Origin of the sequence: Staphylococcus simiae (assembly GCF_002902085.1) — a bacterium.
GTDB classification, from domain to species: domain Bacteria; phylum Bacillota; class Bacilli; order Staphylococcales; family Staphylococcaceae; genus Staphylococcus; species Staphylococcus simiae.
This window is the reverse complement of sequence record NZ_PPQR01000018.1, coordinates 42,194-65,142: the sequence shown is the minus strand read 5'-3', so window position 1 is coordinate 65,142 and position 22,949 is coordinate 42,194. Positions and strand designations below refer to the sequence as shown.

Here is a 22,949-nt window from a genome sequence, read left to right as displayed (position 1 = left end):
TCATTATTCACAAATTATACATTTTAAAAATTCTGTATTTTTACAGTTATGTAACATAGTTATTTTCTGATTATTCATTAATTATTAAAAATAGCGTTATTACAAGTTTTATAAAATACAATTAACTGCAGTTCAATAATTTTATTGTGTCAATATATTAGAAGAAAATTACAAAATGTTAACATTGCACACAAATTGCATAATTTCTGATATAGTCTTTGTTGTCGTTAAACAACGAGATTAATCATTAAACACATTGTCACTTTTAGACAAATATAATATGAGTTATTTTTAAAAATATTTAGGAGGATATTTACAAAATGAAAAAAATCGCTACAGCTACAATCGCAACTGCCGGATTCGCTACATTCGCATTTGCAGGACATCATGCACAAGCAGCAGAACAAGACAACGGTGGATACAATCCAAATGATCCAACATCATACAGCTATACATATACAATTGATGCACAAGGAAACTATCATTATACTTGGCAAGGTAATTGGGATCCAAGTAAATTAGAACAAAATAATTATAACTATTACTACTACTATAATAATTACAACAACAATTATAATTATTATAACTACAGCTACAATAATTATAATAACTATAGCTACAACAACTACAGTAATTACAATAATTACTCAACAACTACAACATCAACTAAAAATTATAGCTATAATAATTACAATAGTTATAATTCAAATAACCGCACTGGTGGTTTAGGTGCAAGCTACAACTCAACAAGTAATAATATTCACGTTACATCAACTACTGCACCATCATCTAATGGTCGCTCTATTTCAAGTGGTAGTGGTTCTACAAATAACCTGTATACTGCTGGCCAATGTACATATTATGTATTTGACCGTGTTGGTGGTAAAATTGGTTCTACTTGGGGCAATGCTAATAACTGGGCAAACGCTGCAGCTAGATCTGGTTATACAGTAAATAATACACCAGCTGCTGGAGCAATCATGCAAACAACTCAAGGTGCATATGGTCACGTTGCATATGTTGAAAGTGTTAACAGCAATGGTTCAGTTAGAGTATCAGAAATGAACTATGGTCATGGTCCTGGTGTTGTAACTTCACGTACAATCTCAGCAAGCCAAGCTAGTTCATACAACTACATTCATTAATCATTCATATTACTCATCAAAGAATGCTCTGCATGTGTCATGCTGAGTGTTCTTTTTTATATTACTATTATGAATCTATTATCTTACATACACCTACTTTTCTTGATTAACATTATTAGATTTTATTAATCGTCCCATCATACTAACAGTCCAATTTGGATGAGAACCCCATTTTGTTACAGTGACTTTTATTATAGAACTAAAAAAGACGATTAGGCATAACTATAAAAAGTTATGTTTAATCGTCTATATCTAATGCTATGTCATCTATAAAATTTATAATGAATAGTGCCATTACTCATGTAATGGCATTTGATTTCATACTTACATTATTAATACATTCCGCTACAAAATATATCAATAATATGTAATGAGGATATTTAAGTTAAAAGACCAGTGAAATATAACCGCTACAATTATAAATCATGTTTACTTCTAACATAGTTTATATATTCCACTATTATCATTAATTAAACGTCTTTTTATAAATTTTTTTAATTCCTATACCAGTAAACCCATAACTTATGGCTATGATGGCACACAGATAACATGGTACAGTCCAAATAAAATAATCACTTACTGCAACATTTAATTGATTAGCATAATAGATTCCAGATGTTCCCCATGGAATCAATGGTAATACCATCGTACTAGAATCTTCTAATGTCCTAGATAATACAACTCGCGATACATTTAAATGTTCGTACATTTCTTTTAACAACACACCTACCATAATAATGACAATTGAGGCGACACCTGCAGCAAACACTAAACAGATAGAACAAACTACAGTCATTAAAATCAATGTACCTACAGACTTAATGCCTTTAGAAATTTGCTCAAGTAAGACATCTAAACAACCTGCTCTTTCCACGATACCAGCGAATGCATAACCACAAAAAATAGTCACTATAATTTGAGTCATGCTCATCATACCACCTTGTTCGATTAAATGTTTAACATTAGAGGAAACATGAGGCTGATGAATCATAGATAACTTAAAACCATCGAAAGTCGCCTTAAAGCCATCAATCATATTAAAATGATGATTAAATGTACCAACCAAAATGGCTACAAAGCTAGAAATTAACATGGCAGGTACAGTAGATATTTTGACCAACAAACAAATGATGATAACAACTAATGGCAGCCATACCCATACATTAATGTGATAGATTGTCGATAACTCAGTTAAAAATTGTTGCACTTGTTGCTCTTTAGTTTGACCATGATAATTTAAACCAGCAATAAACCACACAATTAAGCCAATGATAGAAGCCGGTATTGTGGTCCACATCATAGATTTAATATGTTTAAAGATATTCACTTTAGTTACTAAAGCGGCCAAATTTGTCGTATCAGACAAAGGTGACATTTTATCACCAAAAACCGCTCCGGCAATAATAGCACCTGCAGCCATACCAGATGAAATATCTAATTGATGTGCTATAGAAATAAGTGCAATACCAGCTGTTGAAGCTGACCCCCATGCCGTACCAGTTGCTACTGAAGTAATAGCACTAATAAAAAAGGCTGACACTAAAAAATATTGAGGGTTTAATATGTCTAAACCGTAATAAATTAATGCTGGCACAGTACCAGAAAACATCCAACTTCCGACAATAATGCCAACTGCTAAAATGATAAAAATTGCTGGCATTGCAGTATTGAGTCTTTCTGCAATGCCTTTTTCTAAATCTTGCCATGTTAAACCTAGTCTTACAGCAATAAATGCTGCATAAATTGATGACATAATTAATAGAATTTGTATGGGGATTTCAAAAAACACAAATCCAGTTGTCACAATGACAACCATAACTATAATAGTTGATAAAGATTCTACAAACGTCGGTTTTCTTGTCACTGAAATCAAACCCCTTTTTATTTAATTTTTGACACAAGACCTCTTTTCTTCATTTAATTAATTACTTTTCCATCCTTGTTAACGTAAATCTAGTTTGTCTAAACCAATTTTTTCAACAGTCAATCCTTCTTCAAAGAAATCACGTTCTAAAATCGTAGAAGCAATGACAATGACTGCATCAATGTTGGGTGTAGGAACATCAATGATTCGTCCTAGACTGGACCATAGAACTAAGCCATAAGCAATATCTTCTGTCAAATATCTACTTTCCACTTTGTTAGGGCCAGGAATTTGTGAAAATACAGGACTCGTATTGAATAATCTATTTAATGGTTCATCCTCTTTATCACGCTCTAAATAGCCGCGTTGAATTCTAGATTCTTTTGCTGTAGATAATTCAAAGCCTAAACTTCTGCCAAGATTTAAACGCTCTAATTCAATCGCATGTAATAATCTAACCGTATGCTTAGTAATACCTTCTTTATATAATGAAAATTCACCCGCATAATCTATGCGACCGACATTTAATAATGTTGGTCCTGGATGTACTTCTGGGTTACCATTTTCCAAATTAGTCTTAATTAAACTTTCTTCTTTAACAAGATAATCATATATTTCAGACACTTGATCATAACAATCATTTAAGCGACTTCTATCATAAGTTGAGAAGAACACACGACGTACATTTAAAGATAAGTCTACAATCGCATTGTCAAAATCAACACGAGTCCCATATGTCAATGTGTTCGCTTCTGCAAACATAGGTTGTGTTTCAATACGTTTATCTTCTAATACATTCATAAAGCGAATTGAACCCATAGCAGCTGCCATGTTAAAGAAGATTAACTGGTCATCAGTAATATGTTCAGACATCACATCAGCATAATATTCAATATATGAAGATGGAATGATAACTTGAATAATGTCAGCGTCTTTTAGTACATATTCCATGTCATCACTAATATCAGTAAATGGTACAAAGCGTTCTGCACCTTCATTATTAAAATCAAAGCCACCTTTAGCTATGGCATTATTAAATTTATCGATAGACTGATTACGACAATATAATTTAACGTCATGCCCTTTATCAACCATATCAATTGCTGCAGTCACAGCTCCATTACCTGATCCAACAATAGCTATTTTCATAATTAACCTTCTTTCTTTTATAATTTAAAATTTGTGATCAAAATATTGGTTCTCTATTTTTCAGGACTGATAAATAAAAAATGAATAATTTAAAATATAAATTATTTTGAAGCCGAGACTCCTGAGGGAGCAGTGCTAGTCGAAGACTACAGGCTGAGACAGCACCCTAGGAAAGCGAGGCTTAAAAAATAATTATGTATCAGTCCAATTTGGTAGAGAACCAAAATATTTCGACAATAAAAAATGATGCGATTGTTTACGCACCATTAAAGTTATTACTATATATCCTTAAAATAACTGATTTAAACGCAATAGTCTATCTTTTATTTATTACTTTCATTAATCAATTATATTATTTAATATGTTTATTTCATAAATTATTTGTTATGATTAGATATAAATCGTGTATTATATAGGAGGGTTTATTATGTCTACTGAAATTAACAATAATATGCATCAATACGCTGAACCACAAAATAAAGATGACAATACCATGGCTATGTTAATTTACCTATTAAGTTTATTCTCTGGAATCATTGGTCCACTCATTATTTGGTTAATTAAAAGATCTGATTCAAAATTAGTTGATCGTGCAGGTAAAAATTACTTTAACTTTCTCATTTCATATATTTTATGGACTATAGCATTAGGTGTTATTTGTCTTGTCGGTTATTTCTTCTTACTTACACAATCAAACGCATTAATTGTTATTGGTTTTATTATTATTTTTATTGCTGTTTTAGCACTATTTGCGTTATCTATTGTACAATTCGTATTTACCATCATTGCATGTGTTAAATATATGAATGGTCAAGAATACTTAATACCTTTATCCATACGTATGTTCTAATTATTACAGATTTTAACACCCAAAATTGATTTATTAATCTCTTTGTAACTTTGACTATGTTTATTACAAATGTAGTCAAAGTTTTTTTGTTTGTTTTACAAATCAATAACATCGCCCACAAACAATAAACCATCTGTTAAAGTTACTCTTGTCATTTACTTTAATGACCATTCAAAACGCTCGCTACATTTAAAATAATCATAGCGTTTTATAACTTTGGGAGGAAATTTATTATGAAAAAAATAGTAACAGCAACGACTTTAACAGTTGGAATCGGTTCTGCAATGGTTGGACATGCCCATCATGCTGATGCAGCAGAATTTGATAACAATAATACTAATCATTTCAACTATAATACTACTACGCAAACGACTAATTTTAATACAACAACTTCAACAAATACAACTACTACAGCATCTAACTCTGGTAACTTATATACTGCTGGACAATGTACTTGGTATGTTTATGATCGCGTTGGTGGCAAAATAGGCTCAACTTGGGGAAATGCTAACAATTGGGCTGCAGCTGCACAAAGCGCTGGTTATACTGTGAACAACACTCCAGCTAAAGGTGCTATTTTACAATCTTCTGCGGGTGCCAATGGTCATGTTGCTTATGTAGAAGATGTCAATAGCGATGGCTCTATTACAGTATCTGAAATGAATTATAATGGTGGACCATTTGTAGTAAGCTCACGTACAATTTCAGCTAGTGAAGCTAGTAGCTATAACTACATTCATATATAGAATTAAAAAATAACATTTTTTAATCCTTGTCAATTTTGCTCGGGTAGGACAGAAACAATTATTTCTGTCTTACTCTTTTTTTGTTGTTTGAAATGGTTCCTTTTGAGAGAATAGTCTTATTAACTCAATTTTGGAGGTATGTATATGCAGTGGTTGAAAGTCGTACTCGCAGGATTGATTGAAATTATTTGGGTCATAGGTATTAGTCATGCTAGCTCCTTTATAGGCTATACATTAACTATCTTATTTTTAATATTAAGTTTTTATTTAGTTATTTCTGCTACTAAAGCATTACCTGTAGGTACTGTCTACGCAATTTTTGTAGGTATCGGTGCTGCTGGTACAGTCCTTATTGACATACTCCTTTTTGGCGAACCCTTTTCTCTAATAAAGATTGGCTTATTACTATTGTTAATCATAGGTATTGTAGGCTTGAAATTATCGACAACTGACGATGAAGGGAGTTCAACATCATAATGGCATGGATATGGTTACTTATTGCAGGATGTTTTGAAATTTTAGGTGTTGTGTTATTAAACGAATTAAATCGTACTAATAATAAACTTTATATCGTTTTAATCGCTATTGCGTTTGTCTTTAGTTTTTCTACTTTAAAAATGGCTATGAATACTATCCCAATGGGGACTGCATATGCAATATGGACTGGTATTGGTACAGCTGGGGGAACTATAATTGGCATGTTAATATATCGTGAATCTACAAACTTTAGTCGTATTTTATGTCTATTACTCATCATTTTATCAGTCGTTGGTCTCAAATTAGTTGGATAGGTCATTTCTAAAGTTATAATGCTTAACATATTATTTACTTAATAACTATCAATAATGATAATTAGCGACTTATTTGTAACCGCTGTTATCTTTTACTATACTAGAATCAAAAGGAGTGAGCTAAATGGAAAAAGTTTATGTTGCAGGTACAATTCCAGAGGTCGGATTAAAATTACTACAAGAACATTTTGATGTTGTTGATGTGTATGAAGGTGATGGCCTTATTGATAAAGATACATTAATTGAAGGCGTCAAAGATGCTACAGCTTTAATTAGTTTACTATCTACGAATGTAGATCAAGATGTCATTGATGCAGGCAACAAGTTGAAAGTGATTGCAAACTATGGTGCTGGTTTTAATAATGTTGATATTGCGTATGCACGTGACAAAGGCATTGATGTGACTAACACACCAAAAGCATCTACAAATGCTACAGCTGATTTAACAATTGGTTTAGTTCTAGCTGTTGCTAGACGTATTGTTGAAGGTGATGAATTATCTCGTACAAAAGGTTTTGATGGTTGGGCTCCATTATTCTTTAGAGGTAGAGAAGTATCTGGCAAAACAATCGGTGTGATTGGTCTAGGTGAAATTGGTAGTGCAGTTGCTAAACGAGCAAGAGCTTTTGATATGGATGTATTATATACAGGTCCACATCGTAAAGAGGAAAAAGAACACGATATTGGTGCTAAATATGTAGATTTAGATACATTATTAAAAAATGCTGACTTTATCACTATCAATGCTGCGTATAGTCCAAAACTACACCATCTTATCGATACTGAACAATTCAAAATGATGAAACCAACAGCTTATTTAATTAATGCTGCAAGAGGTCCAATTGTGCATGAAGAAGCTTTAGTTCAAGCATTAAAAGATAAAGAAATCGAAGGCGCTGCTTTAGATGTTTATGAATTCGAACCAAAAATCACGGATGAACTAAAATCATTTAGTAACGTCGTGCTAACGCCTCATATCGGTAATGCTACATTCGAAGCACGTGATATGATGTCTAGAATTGTAGCAAATGCTGCTATAAGTGCATCTAAAGGTGAAACACCTCAATTTATCGTAAACTAAGTGACTTTTATCATTAACCTCATAAAAAATATCGACAAAGCTCGTAAGCTTGTCGACATTGCAAGATGATGCTAACCGCATCATCTTTTTTATTTTATTTATCTTTTGCTTTAAATAAAAACTTGGTTTGAGCTGATGCTATACCATTCGGCAATAATTTCATTACTTTATTTCTCATAGTTACCAATAAGCGATTGTGGTATTGTGCTATTTTTCCAATCTTTCTTGAGCGTAAAATAACTTTTTTAGTATGTTTCACTCGTAATTTGTTATAACGTTGCAGTGCCTCTTCAAAATCATATGTTTCTAAGCAATTAGTCAATACAATCGCGTCTTCCATTGCTTGCCCTGCGCCTTGTCCCATATTAGGTGTTGTAGCATGTGCAGCATCTCCTAATAATATGGTACGACCATAAACAAATGATTTAAGCGGTTTTAAGTCATAAATATCATGAAGTAATATGCCCGTCTCACTTTGTTTATCTAGTACTTCTCTTACTTCATTTGGAAAATGGTTAAAATAGGCTTGCAAATGAGGCTTACCAAATGTTTGATACTTCACATCATGCTCTTTAGCATTAATAGTAATAAACCAGTAAGCTTGATTATCTAATAATGGAACAATGCCCACTCTACCTTTTCTACCCCAATACTCTTTACCACATTGAGGATGTGCTAGCTGAATATCATCAACCATGCCTCTAAAACAAGTATAACCTTCATATAAGACTTTACTATCTGGGTTCACTACTTGTCTGACTTTTGAATGAAGTCCATCTGCACCGATACATAAATCAAAATCTTCACTGTCAGCTTGTTCAAAATGTACTGTCACTTTATCATTGTTATTGTCTATTGTGGTTACTTTATGATTAGTATAAATAACTTCACCATGAATATAAGATTGTATTAATTCAATTAATGTCTGTCTTGGTAGCGTTACATTTAGCGTACTACTTTTTAAATTTGCTACAGTTAACGTATTCCCTTTATCATCAAGAACAGCTAATGATGTTAAGTTTTGACCAGCATTTTTAATACCTTTCGCTAAATCATGCTGTCCTAATTTCTTTAGAACATTATCACCAATACCTATTCCAGCACCAATTTCATCGACGTTACTATTTTTTTCAAAAACTTTAACAGTGTGTCCCTGTTGCTGTAATAACGCTGCAGCTGTTAGTCCACCAATACCTGCCCCAATAATTGCTACTTTCATTATGTCACCTCAAATTATTCTGTAATTATCTCCTTATTAAACGTGTGGATAATTCATTTCTATGTTTGTTCATCACTAGTCTAATACGTCATTATGGCATTAAAGTCTTCCCACTATAAAAATATACTGACCTATGATGATGTCACTTCAATTTATGCATAACTATGTTTTGTAATATGATTTACGAATATTATCTTTTTTAATGCCCAATTGTTGATAGTACTTATCCATGATTTCTGCAATGTGACTTGCCCAATGAATATCACTAGCATACTGATGTTGCGCTGGTTCTTTAGGATTCCACCTCATTTGATATAACGTAATCTGCTTATTATTAAAATAGTCATTTCTTATAAACTTAGCACCACCTAAAATGGCTTTCTTTGGTGATGTCCACTGTTGTTCTTTAGCATAACTTTTACCACTATGGACTGCACTGCTATCAAACGCACCGATACCAAAGAAATTATAATAATGTTTGTTACCATCTTTAATACCTTTTGCTAGTTCAGATCGTCCATTCCCAGTTTCAACTAAAGCATGACTTATTAAATAAATGGCATTCACTTCATACTTATCTTGAGCTTCAAGAAAAGCTTGACCTTGATTTTTTAAAATACCTTTATCTTTTAACATATTATTGATTTCTCGTTCTGATAAAGGTACTTTTTCAGAAATATCCATATACTGTAATTGGTTATCTTTATGCCCAATCATCATAGCATTTTTGATATCATTTTTATTTGCTTCAACAAATTCACCTTGTTGTTCTTTAGTCTGCAACACGTCATTACTACTCTGTTTAGCTAAAGCTTGAGCAAACGTATAATTAATATCATTGTTAAATAATTTTGTTTCATTCACCACTAAAAGTATTGCAAAGATAGCTATAATGATGAGCAAGATGATTGTAGATGTCTTTATTTTTACTTTTTTAGCCATGAATTAAGCCCTCATTTTTATTACTTAGATAACACAACATATGCTATAACAATTGCTAATAGAACAATTAGAAATGAAATATTTATAACTAATCTCATAGCCGTTCTATCTCTAAACATCATATTAAAAATGACTAAACTAATTGATAATGAGACAGCGAAAAATGTAATCGCTAGTATAAGTTTCATCATAATTAAAAAAACTATTCCTACAACTAATAAAACATTAGACGAAATCGCCATTACCTTTAATATTTGCGGATTGATATGTCTTCACCCTTTACTATATAATCGATTCTCCAACAAATAAGATAAAATAAACGTTAGCAAGTCAACATTAGAAGATTTACATCATTATTTCCACCAACATATTTTACGTGTCAGTTTGATACACAGTATTAATCAAAGCGTACGACACAATATCGAATCATTTCTGGCAACAACATTGGCACTTTGATGTGTATACTGACCTATAAGACAAGCATAACTGACCGTATATTTGTTAAAGAATCTATATTTTATACTCATAACTATTATGATACATGACAATAGATAGTTATGTCGATGTTGAATACTTAAGTCAACTTACCAAAAATAGCTATCTCCCAAATCGGACTGATACATAATTATTTTTTTATTTATCAGCCCTGAAAAATAGGGAACCTCAAAAATAGCTAACACAAAAACAAAAGACGTCCCATTGTTCAAATGGGAACGCCCTGTTATTTTGATTTATTCATCTCTAGACATACCTTTAAGCATATTTAGCATATACGTTAAACTACGATTCATGTCGTCATCTTTTAATACACCTAACAAGCTTCTAATTGTTGTTTTAGAATTACCACTTGCTTGGTTAGCCACACTTAAACCTTTATTAACTTTATTTAAGAAATCACTTAAATCAGACACATTTAAGTCACCTAATAAAAATACTAAAGCAGCCATATTTGACATCAAACCAGTATAAATATCTTTATTTAATTCGACGGCAAATTTATTAATGATAACTTGACGACCACGAATTGCGCCATTCAAAGCATCTAATAATTTAGCATCATCTAACGTTTTAAATAACTTAATCGCTTTTAAAATACTATCTTTATTTGCTGCAATTGCATCAGTTACTTCATTTAAACTTTCAAGTTTAATTTGCTCTTCAGATTTTTCTAAGCGAGTAATTTTAGAAGATATTCTCTCTGCCATTATTTATTCACCTGATTTCCTGGGAAAACATAATCATCTCTTTCCCATTTTTTCTGAACTTGAACACTGTATTGTGGGTGACGTGTTTTACCTACACGGAAGTTATTTGGATTCAATGGTGATTTACCACGTTTCGTTATAACTTCTAAACGTGCACTTGTACGTTTATATGATGGTGTATCAGTATATTTATCAACATCACTATTTGTCAGTAAGTTAATTGCACCCATGTCACCATTTTCCATAGCATCATTATTTAATGGTATATAAATTTCTTTACCTTTAACACGATCTGTAACATGGACAAGTAATGTTGCTTCACCTGAGTCAGAAATTAATTTAACTTCTGCACCTTCATGTATACCGCGATCTTCTGCTAACTCTGGTGAAATTTCAACAAATGCATTAGGTACTTTGTATTTTAACATTGGTGTTTGATAAGTCATATTTCCTTCATGGAAATGTTCTAACAATCTACCATTGTTTACATGTAAATCATAAACTTCATCTTGTTTGAAGTAGTTATCAAATGATAATGGGAATAATTTAGCTCGTCCATTATCAAAATTGAATCCTTCTTGGTATAACAATGGTTCATCCGTACCATCTTCATGTACAGGCCACTGTAAACTGTTGAAGCCTTCTAAACGATCGTAACTCACGCCAGCATATAACGGTGTTAAGCGCGCGATTTCGTCCATTACTTCACCTGGATGTTTATAATTCCAATCAAATCCCATTTCTTTAGCGATTGCTTGGAAGATTTGCCAGTCTGGTTTTGAATCGCCTAATGGTTTCAACGCTTGGTATAAACGTTGAATACGACGTTCAGTATTCGTAAATGTGCCATCTTTTTCTAATGATGGACTAGCTGGTAATACGACATCAGCAAATGTTGCCGTAAATGTTAAAAATTCATCTTGTACTACCATGAAATCTAATTTTTCAAATGCGGCTTGAACAAAATTAATATTTGAATCAACGATACCAGTATCTTCACCATATAAGTATAATGAATGTATGTCACCGTCATGAATACCTTCAACCATTTGATGGTTATCTTTACCAGGTTTTGGATTTAATTCTACACCATATTCTTTTTCGAATTTAGCACGAATATCATCCGCTTCAATACTTTGATAACCAGTGATTTTATCAGGCATACTACCCATATCACTACATCCTTGAACGTTATTATGTCCACGTAATGGATAAGCACCTGTACCTGGACGACGATAGTTACCAGTTACTAATAATAAGTTAGAAATTGCTGTACTTGAATCACTACCGATATCTTGTTGTGTAATACCCATTGCCCAACATATAACTACTGATTCAGCTTTAGCACATTCCTCAGCAAAACTAATTAAGTCTTCTTTAGCAATACCTGTCGCTTCTTCAGCAAAGTCCATTGTAAATGTTTCTAATGATTTATAATATTCATCAAAATCATCTACCCATTTAGCAATGAAGTCTTTATCATGTAAATCATGATCAATAATATATTTTGTTACTGCACTTAACCATGCTAAGTCAGTACCAGGTTTTGGTTGATAGAAACGATCAGCACGTTCAGCCATTTCATGCTTTCTTATATCAAAAACATGCATTCTTTGACCAAATAATTTTTGAGCACGTTTCATACGTGATGCAATAACTGGATGTGCTTCTGCTGTATTTGTCCCAATTAATACTGACATTGCTGATTTTTCTAAGTCTTCAATACTACCAGAGTCTCCACCATGACCTACAGTTCTAAATAGACCTTTAGTTGCAGGTGCTTGGCAATATCTTGAACAGTTATCTACATTGTTTGTTCCAATAACTTGACGTGCTAACTTTTGCATTAAATAAGATTCTTCGTTTGTTGCTTTAGAAGAAGAAATAAATGATAATGCATCAGGACCATGTTGTGTTTTAATTTTATTAAAGTTATCTGCTACAACTTTTAATGCTTCGTCCCACTCTACTTCATGGAATTCGCCATTTTTTCTAACTAAAGGTTTAGTTAAACGTTGATCAGAATTAATATGACCCCAAGAGAATTTACCTTTCACACATGTCGCAATTTTATTAGCTGGTGAATCATGTGAAGGTTGTACTTTTAAGATTTCTCTATCTTTAGTCCAAACTTCGAATGAGCAACCAACACCGCAATATGTACAAACAGTTTTAGTTTTCTTAATACGCTCTTTACGCATTTCAGCTTCTGAATCAGAAATAGCAAATAATGGACCATAACCAGGTTCTGCTTTTTTAGTTAAATCAATCATAGCAGCTAATGAACCAGGTTCTGTATCTGTCATATAACCAACATTACCTTCCATATTTACTTCCATCATTGCGTTACATGGACATACAGTTGCACATTGTCCACAAGATACACATGAAGATTCGTTAATTGGCACATCGTTATCCCAAATAACACGTGGATGTTCACGATCCCAATCGATTCTAATTGTTTCATTCACTTCGATATCTTGACATGCTTCAACACATCGACCACATAAAATACATTGGTTTGGATCGTATCTATAAAATGGACCATAATCTTTTTCATATGGTTTCTCTTTATATTCGTATGTTTGATGTTGAAGACCCCACGCATCCATTGTATTATGGATTTCACAATCTCCATTATTGTAATCACATACTGTACAATACAGCATATGTTTTTCTAAAATACGGTCTAATGCTTCTTTTTGAGCATCTTTAACTTCATTATTAACAGTGTTTACTGTCATAGGACGATCAATCGTTGTACTACATGAACGTTCAATCTTTCCGTCGATTTCTACTGTACATGTATCACAAGTTTGTATTGGTCCCATCGATTCGTTATAACAAATTGAAGGTACAAACGTATCTTGAGATTTAATAAACTCAAGTAAATTCGTGCCAGGTTCAACAAGATAATCTTTGCCGTCAAGTGTGACTACCAAATGTTCTTGCATTTAATTCACCCCATCTATATATTTTCCGTAAATGACTATATAATTACATTTTAGTATTCCATCTAACTATGCCCCACATAATTTAAAAAGATAGAATTGTACTAATTGTATTACTTTATATGCATTATGTTAAGCATTATTTAACAATTTAATTTATGAAACCTTTTTCATTTGCAATTATTTGTACAAAATTAAATTTTTAAAACATTTAATTGAAAATGACTATCAATATCGGTAATTTGACAGCTATCGAACTATTAATTTAATTGCAACAACTTATCTTGCTATGGTTGTATCGAACTTTCGCAGCCAAGTTGTTGCTCATGCCGGGCGCACAAAAAGATGAAGACAACGTGTTCATTATCTTCATCGCTCTTCTATTGATTATTCTAAATTGTCTCTTAATAATTTGGTATTTTCTGATTTAGATGCATCACTTGGTACAAAGTAATATAACCCATCACTTTGGATACCACCTTCACCACTTAATTGGTGTTTATTAACAGTATCATTAGCATCTTTATAGTTACTTCTTATAGTATTTAAATCACTCAATGTTAAATCTGTTTTAACATTATTTTGTATTTCATTCATTAAACCATTGAAATGTGTGATTGATGAAGGACTAGCCATTTTATTAGCCATCGCTTCTAATACTAATTGTTGACGTTGTTGACGACCAAAGTCACCACCAGCACCTTCTTCTTTACGACTACGAATAAATTTAAGTGCTTCATCACCATCTACATGTGTTTTCTCACCTTTTGAGAATTTCAAACCGCTGACAGTAAAAGTATCATTACTAGTAACATCGACACCGCCGATACTATCAATCATGTCATGCAATCCATCCATATCAATCGTTGCATAGTGATCAATTGGTACATTCATTAATTTTTCAAGTGATTTCACAGCCATATTTGGGCCACCATAAGCATAGGCATGGGCAATTTTCTCACTAGTACCTCGTCCTACAATATCCGCTTTAGTATCACGTGGAATACTTACTAGTTCTGTTTTCTTTTCTTTAGGATTAACCGATAATATCATAATACTATCGCTACGCTCGCCACCACCATTTTTCTTACGCTCTGAATCTGAGTCAACACCAAATAAAGCAATGGTAAATGGATCTCCATCTTTTAAGCTGACATTTTTATCTCGTAGTTCTGAATGACTACGATCTAATGGATTATGTATCTTATTTCCTGTAATAAAAACTTTAGCTGCTACATAAACAACTGCGATAATCGCTAATAAAACCAATATCCCAAATACCCATAAAAATATTTTCTTTGGTAGGCTCATTTTATTTCTTTCTGCACGTCTCAACCTAACCACTCCTTCATCGACTATTTTCTACTTATCTTCTACTCTTATTCATTATAGCTTACTTTAGATTTATTACTATACTTCTTAAGCCCCATTAACACGTCAATAGCTTTTAAGTAAATTCAAATGCTATAACTATTATTTTTGGTATCCACCATGACTATTTAAAATATCTAATACTTCTTGATGGCATGATGGATTACTAATGATAAACGGGCCAGCTTGAAGATGATTGATAGGTTGTCCAGTTAGATTAGTCATCTTCAATCCCAATTCCTCAGCAAATAAAAATTGTGCTGCAATATCCCATGGCTTAGGATTGGTATTAACATGCGCACCAAATTGTCCTTTGATTACTCTTATTGAATCCAAACCACATGCACCAATCAATCTATAACTAAATGATGATGCTAGTAACATTTGTACAGTTTCAATATTAATCACTTGTGGATTAAATGACACGATAGCATCCTGTAATGCAAGAGATTTAGGTTCTAATAATGGCTGCCCATTGGCAAAAGCACCTTGTCCTTTGATAGCTTTATAAAGCACACCACGAGGATAATCATAAATATAGGATAATGATGGCTCTCCATTAACAAAATAAGCTAAAATGATGCAATAGTCTTCTTGTTGTTTCACCAAATTAGCTGTACCATCTATCGGATCCATAATCCATAAATGCTCAATATCTTCATGTATAAATTGATTGTTTTTTTCTTCTCCTAATAAATAGTGTGTAGGAAAATGTTCATTCAGAAAATTTTCAAATTGATTTTGAATTTGTTTGTCTACATTAGTCACTAAATCAAAGCGATTCTTTTTTGTCGACGTTTTCATGTCTGCTATTAATGGTGGAATCATATTATCTAAATTAGTCATCCACGCACAAATTACATCATCTAAATATTGCAATACTTTATTATTGATGCCAGTCACCTCATTAAATGAATATTATAACTATTAATGTCATCATAAATGAAAATTACATATAAATGAAGTCATGCTTAAATTTATTCATAAAAAAATCGGCTAGTCACGTGCTAGCCGACAAATAGAAAGGAAAGTAAGTAATAAATATTGAAGATGTTGTGATGTAACTTGAACGATTAATGAGCTATCTGCTATATAGCTCTACCCCTTTGTGTAATCGCTCCCCCTGTTACAAATAATATAATAGCACAATTCAATTGAGTATGTAAGCGTTTTCTTTAAAGTTTTTTAACTTTTTTAAAAATCAAAGTTGAAAATGTCTTCATTGTCACTCTTATGTTATACTTTGTGTAATATATCATCTTTGTGGGAGGTGTGGACGTTGAACAAAGTTGAAAGACAAAATTTAATGATTACTTTAATACAACAAAATAATAAAATGACCGCTCTCGAATTAGCTGAACGTTGCCACGTGTCAAAACGAACAATTTTAAGGGATATTGATGAATTAGAAAACCAAGGTGTAAAAATTTATGCGCATCACGGTAAAAATGGTGGCTATCAAATTCAACAAACACAATCTAAAATTGCACTAAATTTAACCGAAAGTGAACTATCCGCCTTATTCTTAGTATTAAAAGAAAGTCAATCTTATTCGACGTTACCATATAAAAATGAAATCAACGCAATTCTTAAACAATGTTTAACTTTACCTCAAACACGTTTACGAAAATTGCTAAAACGCTTAGATTTTTATATCAAATTTGAAGAGGAAAACTTAACATCATTACCTTATTTGTTTTCTGATATTTTAATTTATTGTACTGAAAGAAACGTGATGTTGGTTGACTATCAACAAGGTGGACATAATACAGCTGAAAATGTTATCTTTATCGGCTTACTTTGTAAAAGAGGTCAATGGATTGCAGTTGTCTATGATATTGGGTTAGGTTGTACTAAAGAATTGGATATCTCTAATATCCTAGATATTTCATATTCATTTGGAAAGACAATACAAACGCACGATATATCTATCGATAACTATCAACAATTTTTAAACCCCATTGATACACCTAATTAGGATATCAATGGGGTCACTATAATTAACGCAACGTTATCATACTTAAAATAAAAGATATTAAGTTATTTAAAATATGAAAAGCTATCGATGCACCAAGGTTTCTTCCAGATTTAAGGTAAATGAATACCAATGCACAAGCTAAGATTAAATAAGGTCCTAGCTCAAATGGAGATTTGGCTTCAGTAACATGCATTGCTGCAAATAAAATAAGTGAAATAATACTCATCACTATAAAATTAAACTTCTTCCCAAGTTCCCCTATTAAAATATGTCTAAAAAATATTTCTTCTATCACTGGTGCCAATATTACAATTAATAAAAACGTAAATGGTAGAAACCAAGTCACGTTGAACAATTGATTTATTTCTAACTCATTTTGCGTTTCATCAAATTGTAAATGTTTCGGTAACCACTGCGTGGCATAACCATATCCTGACATCAATATCATCGATACAATATACAGTATGCCAATGAATAGCCAATGCTTTTTAATATAAGCAAGTCCTTTTTTAAATCTTATTGTCATCGTTTTGATATGCAACAAGTAAAATACAACTATTACAATGATATACGCTACAATTTGTGACAATGTTGATAGCAAAGTCATTTCTAATTGATTCATTTCACCCTTATACATACTAAACAGTAAACCTGAAATAAACATTAAACCAAACATGGCCACTAATAATATTGGTAATAATAGTAAGTCTCGCCAAGCTATATCTTTAAAACTATACTTTGTTTTAACTTTGCTCATTTTTATGTCCCTTCTACTTCAATGGTATATTTAAATTTATTGGAGGTATGCTTTAATGATAAACGAAAGTAAACTCATGTCACAACAAATCATCACTTTACTCGTACTATTAGAACAAATGAAATTCACTTTCTTAATGACGAAAAATGAATTAGATCATTTATTACAACAATTTAACACACTTTGTGTTACTGAATTCGATAGACTCCAAACTAATCCGGCTTCCTATCAATCAATTCCTGGTTATATTGCCTACTTTGAAACTTTTAAATTTTTAGCTGAACATCCATTAAGTCAGATGGACTACGGCAACCCACTACACAATTTTAATCTTTTACAAACTAAACTATCCAACACATTAATTACAATTGATTTTATAAAATAACTATATAGCTATTAACTAATTTAATATCTAACATTTATCTGAAAGTGTTTTATTAGATAAATTATTATATCAAATTTTTCCTTCAAATTGTAATGACTATTTAATAAGGTTATAATCATAATGATTAATATGATAAGTTGAGTCAGATTTAATTTACACAAATTAACTTTACATTGTATGTAATAGCTATGGATATGGGAAATTCATAGTTTAAATCTTCTTTTCTATTAGTAACATATGGGAGTGTGCTTACTTGTAGAATCGTATTTAACTTTAATAATATTACTCAACTATACTTACATCATCCATCAACTTATTTTTCATTCTAAATATGCAGCAAATCATATCATTATAATTTGCCATACAACAAAAGATAACACTTAACATTAAGTGTTGGACTGGAGTGATAAATATGTCAAACGTATTAACAAAAATTGATCATCAATATCCATATATGACACAAAACGAAAAGAAGATTGCTCAATTCATCCTTAATTGCCCGCAAAAAGTTATTCATATGCGGTCACAAGACTTAGCAAAAAGGCTTGATATTAGTACATCATCTGTAATCAGATTTAGTAAAAAAATTACTGATAGTGGCTTTAATGATTTAAAACTCAATATTTCTAAATATGTACCCAAGGCATCGTCATTATACAATGTTGAACTTGTACATAATGAATCAACTTCATCTTTACGTGATAAATTACACAGTAGGACTGTTAAGACACTAGATCATGCCAATCACGAAATAAATGATGACACAGTAGATCATATTTGCCATTATTTAAAACATTCAAATACAATATTTATCTATGGTTTTGGTCCGTCTTTTGTTGCTGCAACGGATATGTACCAAAAGTTATCACGTGTAGGTTTAAATATACAACTTGTCCAAGAGTCACATATATTTGCTACATTACTAGCAACGCATAATTCTAACGATTGCGTCATTTTGATTACAAATAATGGTTTGCAAAATGAGTTGCAATCAATGGTCAAAGTTATTGCGGATTATCATATACCTATTATTACCATTACAAGTACCAAAGAAAGCCCAGTGGCACTAGCCTCAAATATTGTTTTAACATATGGTAAGACCAATGATAATGAAACACATATGAGTGGTACTACTTCTCTATTTGCACAAATGTTTACCATTGATGTTATCTATTATCGCTACGTCGCATTAAATTATCATGCATCGTTAGATTTTATTACACAATCTAAAATGGCACTGGATAATTATCGTAAACATTTATCAAATTTAAAATTCAAACATTAAATGACGAGTGAAACAAATGAATGACGAAACAATTGTGTTCCATGTTACAACTAATCAACATATATAGATTCTTTTGTATTTTATAACATAAGCAATAACTATGGATGTTTATACATCGTTGCGTGAAGCATTAATCTTTTAGTCATATGATCAAGCTTTCACATCGATAAACACAAATATTTTTAATCCAAATATATAAGCGTGATTAATAACGGTTCTCTATTTTTTAAGACTGATAAATAAAAAATAAATAATTTTAAAAAGAAAATTAATTTGAAGCCGAGACTCCTGAGGTAGGGACCCAACACAGAGAAACTGTGAAACAGTTTCTACTTGAAATGCAAGTTGGGCAACAGTGCTAGTCGAAGACCGGGGCCCCAACACAAAGAAACTGACGAATCAGTTTCTACAAACCATGCCAGTTGGGGTAGGCTGAGACAGCACCCTAGGAAGGGACCCAACACAGAAAAACTGATTATCTGAAATAGGTTTACAGTTTATTAATTCATAATAAACTGCATAAGATTTTCTAGCTATCAAGATAGCAGAAAATCTAACATGCCATGCAGGTTGGGCATTGGGGCCCCAGCAAACAAAAATTCTGGCAACAGAATTTTTACAATAATGTGCAAGCTGGGGTGCGAGGCTTAAAAATTTAATTATGTATTAGTCCGATTTGTTAGAGAACCTTAATAACAAAGCCAACTAAGTTTAGATTTTAAAATCAAAACTTAATTGGCTATTTTTAATGTTAAATTTTAATGATATTAGATGATTATTTATTTACTGAATGATTATTTTTATTATATCTAATAAAGTAGTAAATTGTTACTAATGCTAAGAAGACAATACCGATTAATACAGAAACGACTGTTTCTTTATTGAATAACATTCCAATTAACACGAGAACTAAGAACGCAATTGTTATATAGTTACTAAATGCACCACCAGGCATCTTAAATGGATGTCCTTCTATTTGTTCAGGATGTAATTTTCTGAAACGTAAATGACTAAATAAAATCATAAACCAAGGAATCATACCAGGTAAAATTGATGCACTGTATACATATACGAAGATACTATCAGCACCTTTAATTAATAAAGGTAAAATTACATTTAACAATGCACCTACTAAAATACCTACAGATACTGCCATGACAGTGTACACTGGCACACCATTTTTCATTACTTTAGTGAAAATCTTAGGCATTTCACCTTTTTGAGCAAGTGTGAAGATCATACGACTTGCACTAAAGATACCTGAGTTACAACCAGACATCGCTGCTGTTAATACTACAAAGTTAATTAAACCAGCTGCAAAAGTGATACCCACTTTAGCAAATGTTGCTACAAATGGACTACCGATATTACCTAATTCATCCCATGGATACACTGATACGATAACAAAGATAGCACCTAGGTAGAATATTAAAATACGCCAGATAACGCCATTAACAGCTTTAACAATATTTCTTTGTGGATCCTTAGTTTCACCTGCTGAAATACCAATTAATTCCACACCTTGATATGAACCAATAACAATTGATAATGCAAAGAAGAATCCAACGATACCATTTGGCATAAAGCCACCATGTGCCCATAAGTTAGAAATACCAACTGCATGGCCACCATTGCCAATACCAAAGAATATAATACCAAAACCTGCAATTATCATTAAAATGATTGTTACTACTTTAATTAATGCAAACCAAAATTCAAATTCACCAAATGCTTTAACAGAGAATAAGTTAGCAGCCATTAATAATAATACTGCTACAATTCCAGGAATCCAGTTTGGTAAATTAGGGAACCAATAGTTCATATATTCACCAACTGCAATCACTTCACTCATCCCTACAACGACCCATTGGAATATGTTACTCCAAGCTGTCATATAACCTGCTGCCGGATGTATGTAATCACTAGCAAATGTCGCAAATGAACCAGTTGTTGGGTTAAGATATATCATCTCTCCCATTGCTCTCATAATTAAGAATAAAAAGATACCTGCAATTAAGTATGCAACTATTACTGATGGCCCAGTCCATTTAATTGTGCTTGTAGCACCCATAAAAAGACCTACACCAATTGTTCCGCCAAGTGCAATCATTTGTATTTGACGTGAACTCAATCCCCTTTGAAGTTCATTGTTTTCCATTCCATCTTACCCCATCTCTTTAAAATCCTATAATATAATCAATAATTATCTTATTGACGTAATTATACTATAACTTTATGTATTTGGTACATTATTATTTTAACTACATGTAACCGTTTACAAAATTACTATAACAGGCTTTTTGTTATTTGCAAACAATTATTTTTGAGATTTTTCAAAAAAATAAAATAATTTATAAGCAAAGCTATATACAATGTCTTTAGAGGTTATTAGCACCTATGCTATACTTTTTTTATTAATATATTTAAGGAGCTTGAACATGTTCAAAGAAATATTATCCCGTGGTATTAAAATGTCGTTGTTATTTGCGGCTGCTTTTTTTATCATCAATTATTTCGGTATGACTAAACCAGATATTTATGTATTAGCAGGGAAAACAGTCATTGCTACATTAGTCTTTTTAATACTTTATATCATCTTATTTTTACTTTTAAATTCACCTGAGCGTAAAATTAAATTTGGCACAACGTTACCAATCGCAATACTTCTAGGTATAATTATTGGTAAACTATTCTTCACAATACAACTTGGTGTTATAGCTGGACTTATTTTAGGTATCTTAGCTGGATTTATTTGGGAATTCATTAGCGGAAGAAATGGAGAGGATTAATTATGACAACTTTAATTATTGGCCTTATTATTTTAATATTATTAATCATTAGTTTCATCCCAAATTATCGTGCGATGAAACTTGCTAAAGCTGAAGGACAAAATCATACAAGATATACTATTATGGTTGGTATTGATACACTTTTAATTGTCTTAATCATTGTCACGCTATTACTCAAATATATGTAAACATATAGTAAAAGCACAAGATATTATCTTTATTCGAAATAATGTCTTGTGCTTTATTATTATAATTTACCTTGCAACAATAGAAAATAACCAATGGTTGCTATCATAAGATATATAACAGAACCAATAATAAACGATCTCAGTTGTATATGAAATGGTGTTTGTTTGTTAAAAATAGGCCCTATAATTAAATTACCTACTGCCAAAATGGCTGGTCCTGCGATAAAGAAAAGTATTGTATATAACATTTAAT

The 22,949-nt window shown here is 31.8% G+C and carries 23 protein-coding genes; 11 read left to right on the top strand and 12 right to left on the bottom strand.

What is annotated here, in order from left to right:
* Window positions 1-320 precede the first annotated feature (320 nt).
* A complete protein-coding gene (locus CD113_RS03265; RefSeq protein WP_095092794.1) occupies window positions 321-1,145 on the top strand; it encodes a CHAP domain-containing protein in 825 nt (274 codons plus the stop codon).
* 466 nt (window positions 1,146-1,611) lie between these two features.
* Here the strand turns inward: CD113_RS03265 and nhaC are convergent, their stop codons facing one another.
* Together nhaC and CD113_RS03255 are read right to left on the bottom strand one after the other, a co-directional pair.
* Entirely contained in the window at window positions 1,612-3,009 is a 1,398-nt protein-coding gene (gene nhaC, locus CD113_RS03260; protein ID WP_002463226.1) for a Na+/H+ antiporter NhaC, read from the bottom strand.
* Between the two features lie 78 nt (window positions 3,010-3,087).
* Window positions 3,088-4,158, bottom strand: coding sequence for an NAD/NADP-dependent octopine/nopaline dehydrogenase family protein (locus CD113_RS03255; RefSeq protein WP_002463227.1), 1,071 nt, complete (start codon window positions 4,156-4,158; stop codon window positions 3,088-3,090).
* A gap of 427 nt (window positions 4,159-4,585) precedes the next feature.
* Between CD113_RS03255 and CD113_RS03250 the strand changes: the two genes are divergently transcribed.
* The 5 genes from CD113_RS03250 (at window position 4,586) to CD113_RS03230 (ending at window position 7,626) form a co-directional block, all read left to right on the top strand.
* Entirely contained in the window at window positions 4,586-5,008 is a 423-nt protein-coding gene (locus tag CD113_RS03250) for a DUF4870 domain-containing protein (protein ID WP_002464060.1), read from the top strand.
* Between the two features lie 233 nt (window positions 5,009-5,241).
* Window positions 5,242-5,754: a CHAP domain-containing protein gene (locus tag CD113_RS03245; protein ID WP_095092796.1), complete on the top strand. Its 513-nt coding sequence runs from the start codon at window positions 5,242-5,244 to the stop codon at window positions 5,752-5,754.
* Between the two features lie 144 nt (window positions 5,755-5,898).
* Window positions 5,899-6,231 (top strand): DMT family transporter, encoded by a 333-nt coding sequence (locus tag CD113_RS03240; RefSeq protein ID WP_002464055.1) that lies wholly within the window; start codon window positions 5,899-5,901, stop codon window positions 6,229-6,231.
* Window positions 6,231-6,545: a DMT family transporter gene (locus tag CD113_RS03235; protein ID WP_002464054.1), complete on the top strand. Its 315-nt coding sequence runs from the start codon at window positions 6,231-6,233 to the stop codon at window positions 6,543-6,545. The genes CD113_RS03240 and CD113_RS03235 overlap by 1 nt, the downstream gene beginning before the upstream one ends.
* A gap of 124 nt (window positions 6,546-6,669) precedes the next feature.
* Window positions 6,670-7,626 carry a 2-hydroxyacid dehydrogenase family protein gene (locus CD113_RS03230; RefSeq protein WP_002464052.1) on the top strand — a complete coding sequence of 319 codons (957 nt, stop codon included), beginning with the start codon at window positions 6,670-6,672 and terminating at the stop codon, window positions 7,624-7,626.
* Between the two features lie 94 nt (window positions 7,627-7,720).
* On the opposite strand, the gene CD113_RS03225 is transcribed toward CD113_RS03230, so the two are convergent.
* The 7 genes from CD113_RS03225 to CD113_RS03195 all read right to left on the bottom strand — a co-directional run bounded on the left by CD113_RS03225 (window position 7,721) and on the right by CD113_RS03195 (window position 16,208).
* Entirely contained in the window at window positions 7,721-8,845 is a 1,125-nt protein-coding gene (locus CD113_RS03225; RefSeq protein ID WP_002464050.1) for an FAD-dependent monooxygenase, read from the bottom strand.
* Window positions 8,846-9,007: 162 nt separating this feature from the next.
* The gene (locus CD113_RS03220) at window positions 9,008-9,787 is read right to left on the bottom strand and encodes an N-acetylglucosaminidase (protein ID WP_002464048.1); all 780 of its coding nucleotides are present in this window, start codon (window positions 9,785-9,787) and stop codon (window positions 9,008-9,010) included.
* A 20-nt stretch (window positions 9,788-9,807) separates the two neighbouring features.
* Complete coding sequence (locus tag CD113_RS12855; RefSeq protein ID WP_088177479.1) at window positions 9,808-10,029, bottom strand: hypothetical protein; 222 nt, start codon at window positions 10,027-10,029, stop codon at window positions 9,808-9,810.
* A gap of 489 nt (window positions 10,030-10,518) precedes the next feature.
* The gene (locus CD113_RS03210) at window positions 10,519-10,992 is read right to left on the bottom strand and encodes a DUF1641 domain-containing protein (protein ID WP_002464047.1); all 474 of its coding nucleotides are present in this window, start codon (window positions 10,990-10,992) and stop codon (window positions 10,519-10,521) included.
* The gene (gene fdhF / locus CD113_RS03205) at window positions 10,992-13,946 is read right to left on the bottom strand and encodes a formate dehydrogenase subunit alpha (protein ID WP_002464045.1); all 2,955 of its coding nucleotides are present in this window, start codon (window positions 13,944-13,946) and stop codon (window positions 10,992-10,994) included. Before fdhF ends, CD113_RS03210 begins: the two co-directional genes overlap by 1 nt.
* 384 nt (window positions 13,947-14,330) lie before the next feature.
* Window positions 14,331-15,254 carry an LCP family glycopolymer transferase gene (locus tag CD113_RS03200; protein WP_088177480.1) on the bottom strand — a complete coding sequence of 308 codons (924 nt, stop codon included), beginning with the start codon at window positions 15,252-15,254 and terminating at the stop codon, window positions 14,331-14,333.
* A 162-nt stretch (window positions 15,255-15,416) separates the two neighbouring features.
* The gene (locus CD113_RS03195) at window positions 15,417-16,208 is read right to left on the bottom strand and encodes an inositol monophosphatase family protein (protein ID WP_040802028.1); all 792 of its coding nucleotides are present in this window, start codon (window positions 16,206-16,208) and stop codon (window positions 15,417-15,419) included.
* Window positions 16,209-16,593: 385 nt separating this feature from the next.
* On the opposite strand from CD113_RS03195, the gene CD113_RS03190 reads away from it, so the two are divergent.
* Window positions 16,594-17,292 (top strand): helix-turn-helix transcriptional regulator, encoded by a 699-nt coding sequence (locus CD113_RS03190; protein WP_002464039.1) that lies wholly within the window; start codon window positions 16,594-16,596, stop codon window positions 17,290-17,292.
* Between the two features lie 22 nt (window positions 17,293-17,314).
* Here CD113_RS03190 and CD113_RS03185 read toward each other — a convergent pair whose 3' ends face one another.
* The gene (locus tag CD113_RS03185) at window positions 17,315-18,055 is read right to left on the bottom strand and encodes a CPBP family intramembrane glutamic endopeptidase (RefSeq protein ID WP_407070850.1); all 741 of its coding nucleotides are present in this window, start codon (window positions 18,053-18,055) and stop codon (window positions 17,315-17,317) included.
* 49 nt (window positions 18,056-18,104) lie between these two features.
* Between CD113_RS03185 and CD113_RS03180 the strand changes: the two genes are divergently transcribed.
* Both CD113_RS03180 and CD113_RS03175 read left to right on the top strand, forming a co-directional pair.
* Entirely contained in the window at window positions 18,105-18,434 is a 330-nt protein-coding gene (locus tag CD113_RS03180) for a hypothetical protein (protein WP_002464035.1), read from the top strand.
* A 412-nt stretch (window positions 18,435-18,846) separates the two neighbouring features.
* Window positions 18,847-19,719, top strand: a complete 873-nt coding sequence (locus CD113_RS03175; RefSeq protein ID WP_002464032.1) for a MurR/RpiR family transcriptional regulator — start codon at window positions 18,847-18,849, stop codon at window positions 19,717-19,719.
* A gap of 775 nt (window positions 19,720-20,494) precedes the next feature.
* Here CD113_RS03175 and CD113_RS03170 read toward each other — a convergent pair.
* Window positions 20,495-21,877 (bottom strand): amino acid permease, encoded by a 1,383-nt coding sequence (locus CD113_RS03170; RefSeq protein WP_002463507.1) that lies wholly within the window; start codon window positions 21,875-21,877, stop codon window positions 20,495-20,497.
* Between the two features lie 280 nt (window positions 21,878-22,157).
* Here CD113_RS03170 and CD113_RS03165 point away from each other — a divergent pair, with 280 nt between their 5' ends.
* Entirely contained in the window at window positions 22,158-22,508 is a 351-nt protein-coding gene (locus CD113_RS03165; protein WP_002463509.1) for a hypothetical protein, read from the top strand.
* 2 nt (window positions 22,509-22,510) lie between these two features.
* On the top strand, window positions 22,511-22,696 hold the full coding sequence (locus CD113_RS03160; RefSeq protein WP_002463510.1) for a hypothetical protein: 186 nt from the start codon (window positions 22,511-22,513) through the stop codon (window positions 22,694-22,696).
* Between the two features lie 59 nt (window positions 22,697-22,755).
* On the opposite strand, the gene CD113_RS03155 is transcribed toward CD113_RS03160, so the two are convergent.
* Complete coding sequence (locus CD113_RS03155) at window positions 22,756-22,944, bottom strand: hypothetical protein (RefSeq protein ID WP_002463512.1); 189 nt, start codon at window positions 22,942-22,944, stop codon at window positions 22,756-22,758.
* Window positions 22,945-22,949 lie beyond the last annotated feature (5 nt).

Bases quoted from the DNA above. Each gene is read 5' to 3' on its own strand.
- CD113_RS03265 (WP_095092794.1), top strand. From the start codon at position 321: ATGAAAAAAATCGCTACAGCTACAATCGCAACTGCCGGATTCGCTACA.
- CD113_RS03255 (WP_002463227.1), bottom strand. From the start codon at position 4,158: ATGAAAATAGCTATTGTTGGATCAGGTAATGGAGCTGTGACTGCAGCA.
- CD113_RS03250 (WP_002464060.1), top strand. From the start codon at position 4,586: ATGTCTACTGAAATTAACAATAATATGCATCAATACGCTGAACCACAA.
- CD113_RS03245 (WP_095092796.1), top strand. From the start codon at position 5,242: ATGAAAAAAATAGTAACAGCAACGACTTTAACAGTTGGAATCGGTTCT.
- CD113_RS03240 (WP_002464055.1), top strand. From the start codon at position 5,899: ATGCAGTGGTTGAAAGTCGTACTCGCAGGATTGATTGAAATTATTTGG.
- CD113_RS03235 (WP_002464054.1), top strand. From the start codon at position 6,231: ATGGCATGGATATGGTTACTTATTGCAGGATGTTTTGAAATTTTAGGT.
- CD113_RS03230 (WP_002464052.1), top strand. From the start codon at position 6,670: ATGGAAAAAGTTTATGTTGCAGGTACAATTCCAGAGGTCGGATTAAAA.
- CD113_RS03225 (WP_002464050.1), bottom strand. From the start codon at position 8,845: ATGAAAGTAGCAATTATTGGGGCAGGTATTGGTGGACTAACAGCTGCA.
- CD113_RS03220 (WP_002464048.1), bottom strand. From the start codon at position 9,787: ATGGCTAAAAAAGTAAAAATAAAGACATCTACAATCATCTTGCTCATC.
- CD113_RS12855 (WP_088177479.1), bottom strand. From the start codon at position 10,029: ATGGCGATTTCGTCTAATGTTTTATTAGTTGTAGGAATAGTTTTTTTA.
- CD113_RS03210 (WP_002464047.1), bottom strand. From the start codon at position 10,992: ATGGCAGAGAGAATATCTTCTAAAATTACTCGCTTAGAAAAATCTGAA.
- fdhF (WP_002464045.1), bottom strand. From the start codon at position 13,946: ATGCAAGAACATTTGGTAGTCACACTTGACGGCAAAGATTATCTTGTT.
- CD113_RS03200 (WP_088177480.1), bottom strand. From the start codon at position 15,254: ATGAGCCTACCAAAGAAAATATTTTTATGGGTATTTGGGATATTGGTT.
- CD113_RS03180 (WP_002464035.1), top strand. From the start codon at position 18,105: ATGATAAACGAAAGTAAACTCATGTCACAACAAATCATCACTTTACTC.
- CD113_RS03175 (WP_002464032.1), top strand. From the start codon at position 18,847: ATGTCAAACGTATTAACAAAAATTGATCATCAATATCCATATATGACA.
- CD113_RS03170 (WP_002463507.1), bottom strand. From the start codon at position 21,877: ATGGAAAACAATGAACTTCAAAGGGGATTGAGTTCACGTCAAATACAA.
- CD113_RS03165 (WP_002463509.1), top strand. From the start codon at position 22,158: ATGTTCAAAGAAATATTATCCCGTGGTATTAAAATGTCGTTGTTATTT.
- CD113_RS03160 (WP_002463510.1), top strand. From the start codon at position 22,511: ATGACAACTTTAATTATTGGCCTTATTATTTTAATATTATTAATCATT.
- CD113_RS03155 (WP_002463512.1), bottom strand. From the start codon at position 22,944: ATGTTATATACAATACTTTTCTTTATCGCAGGACCAGCCATTTTGGCA.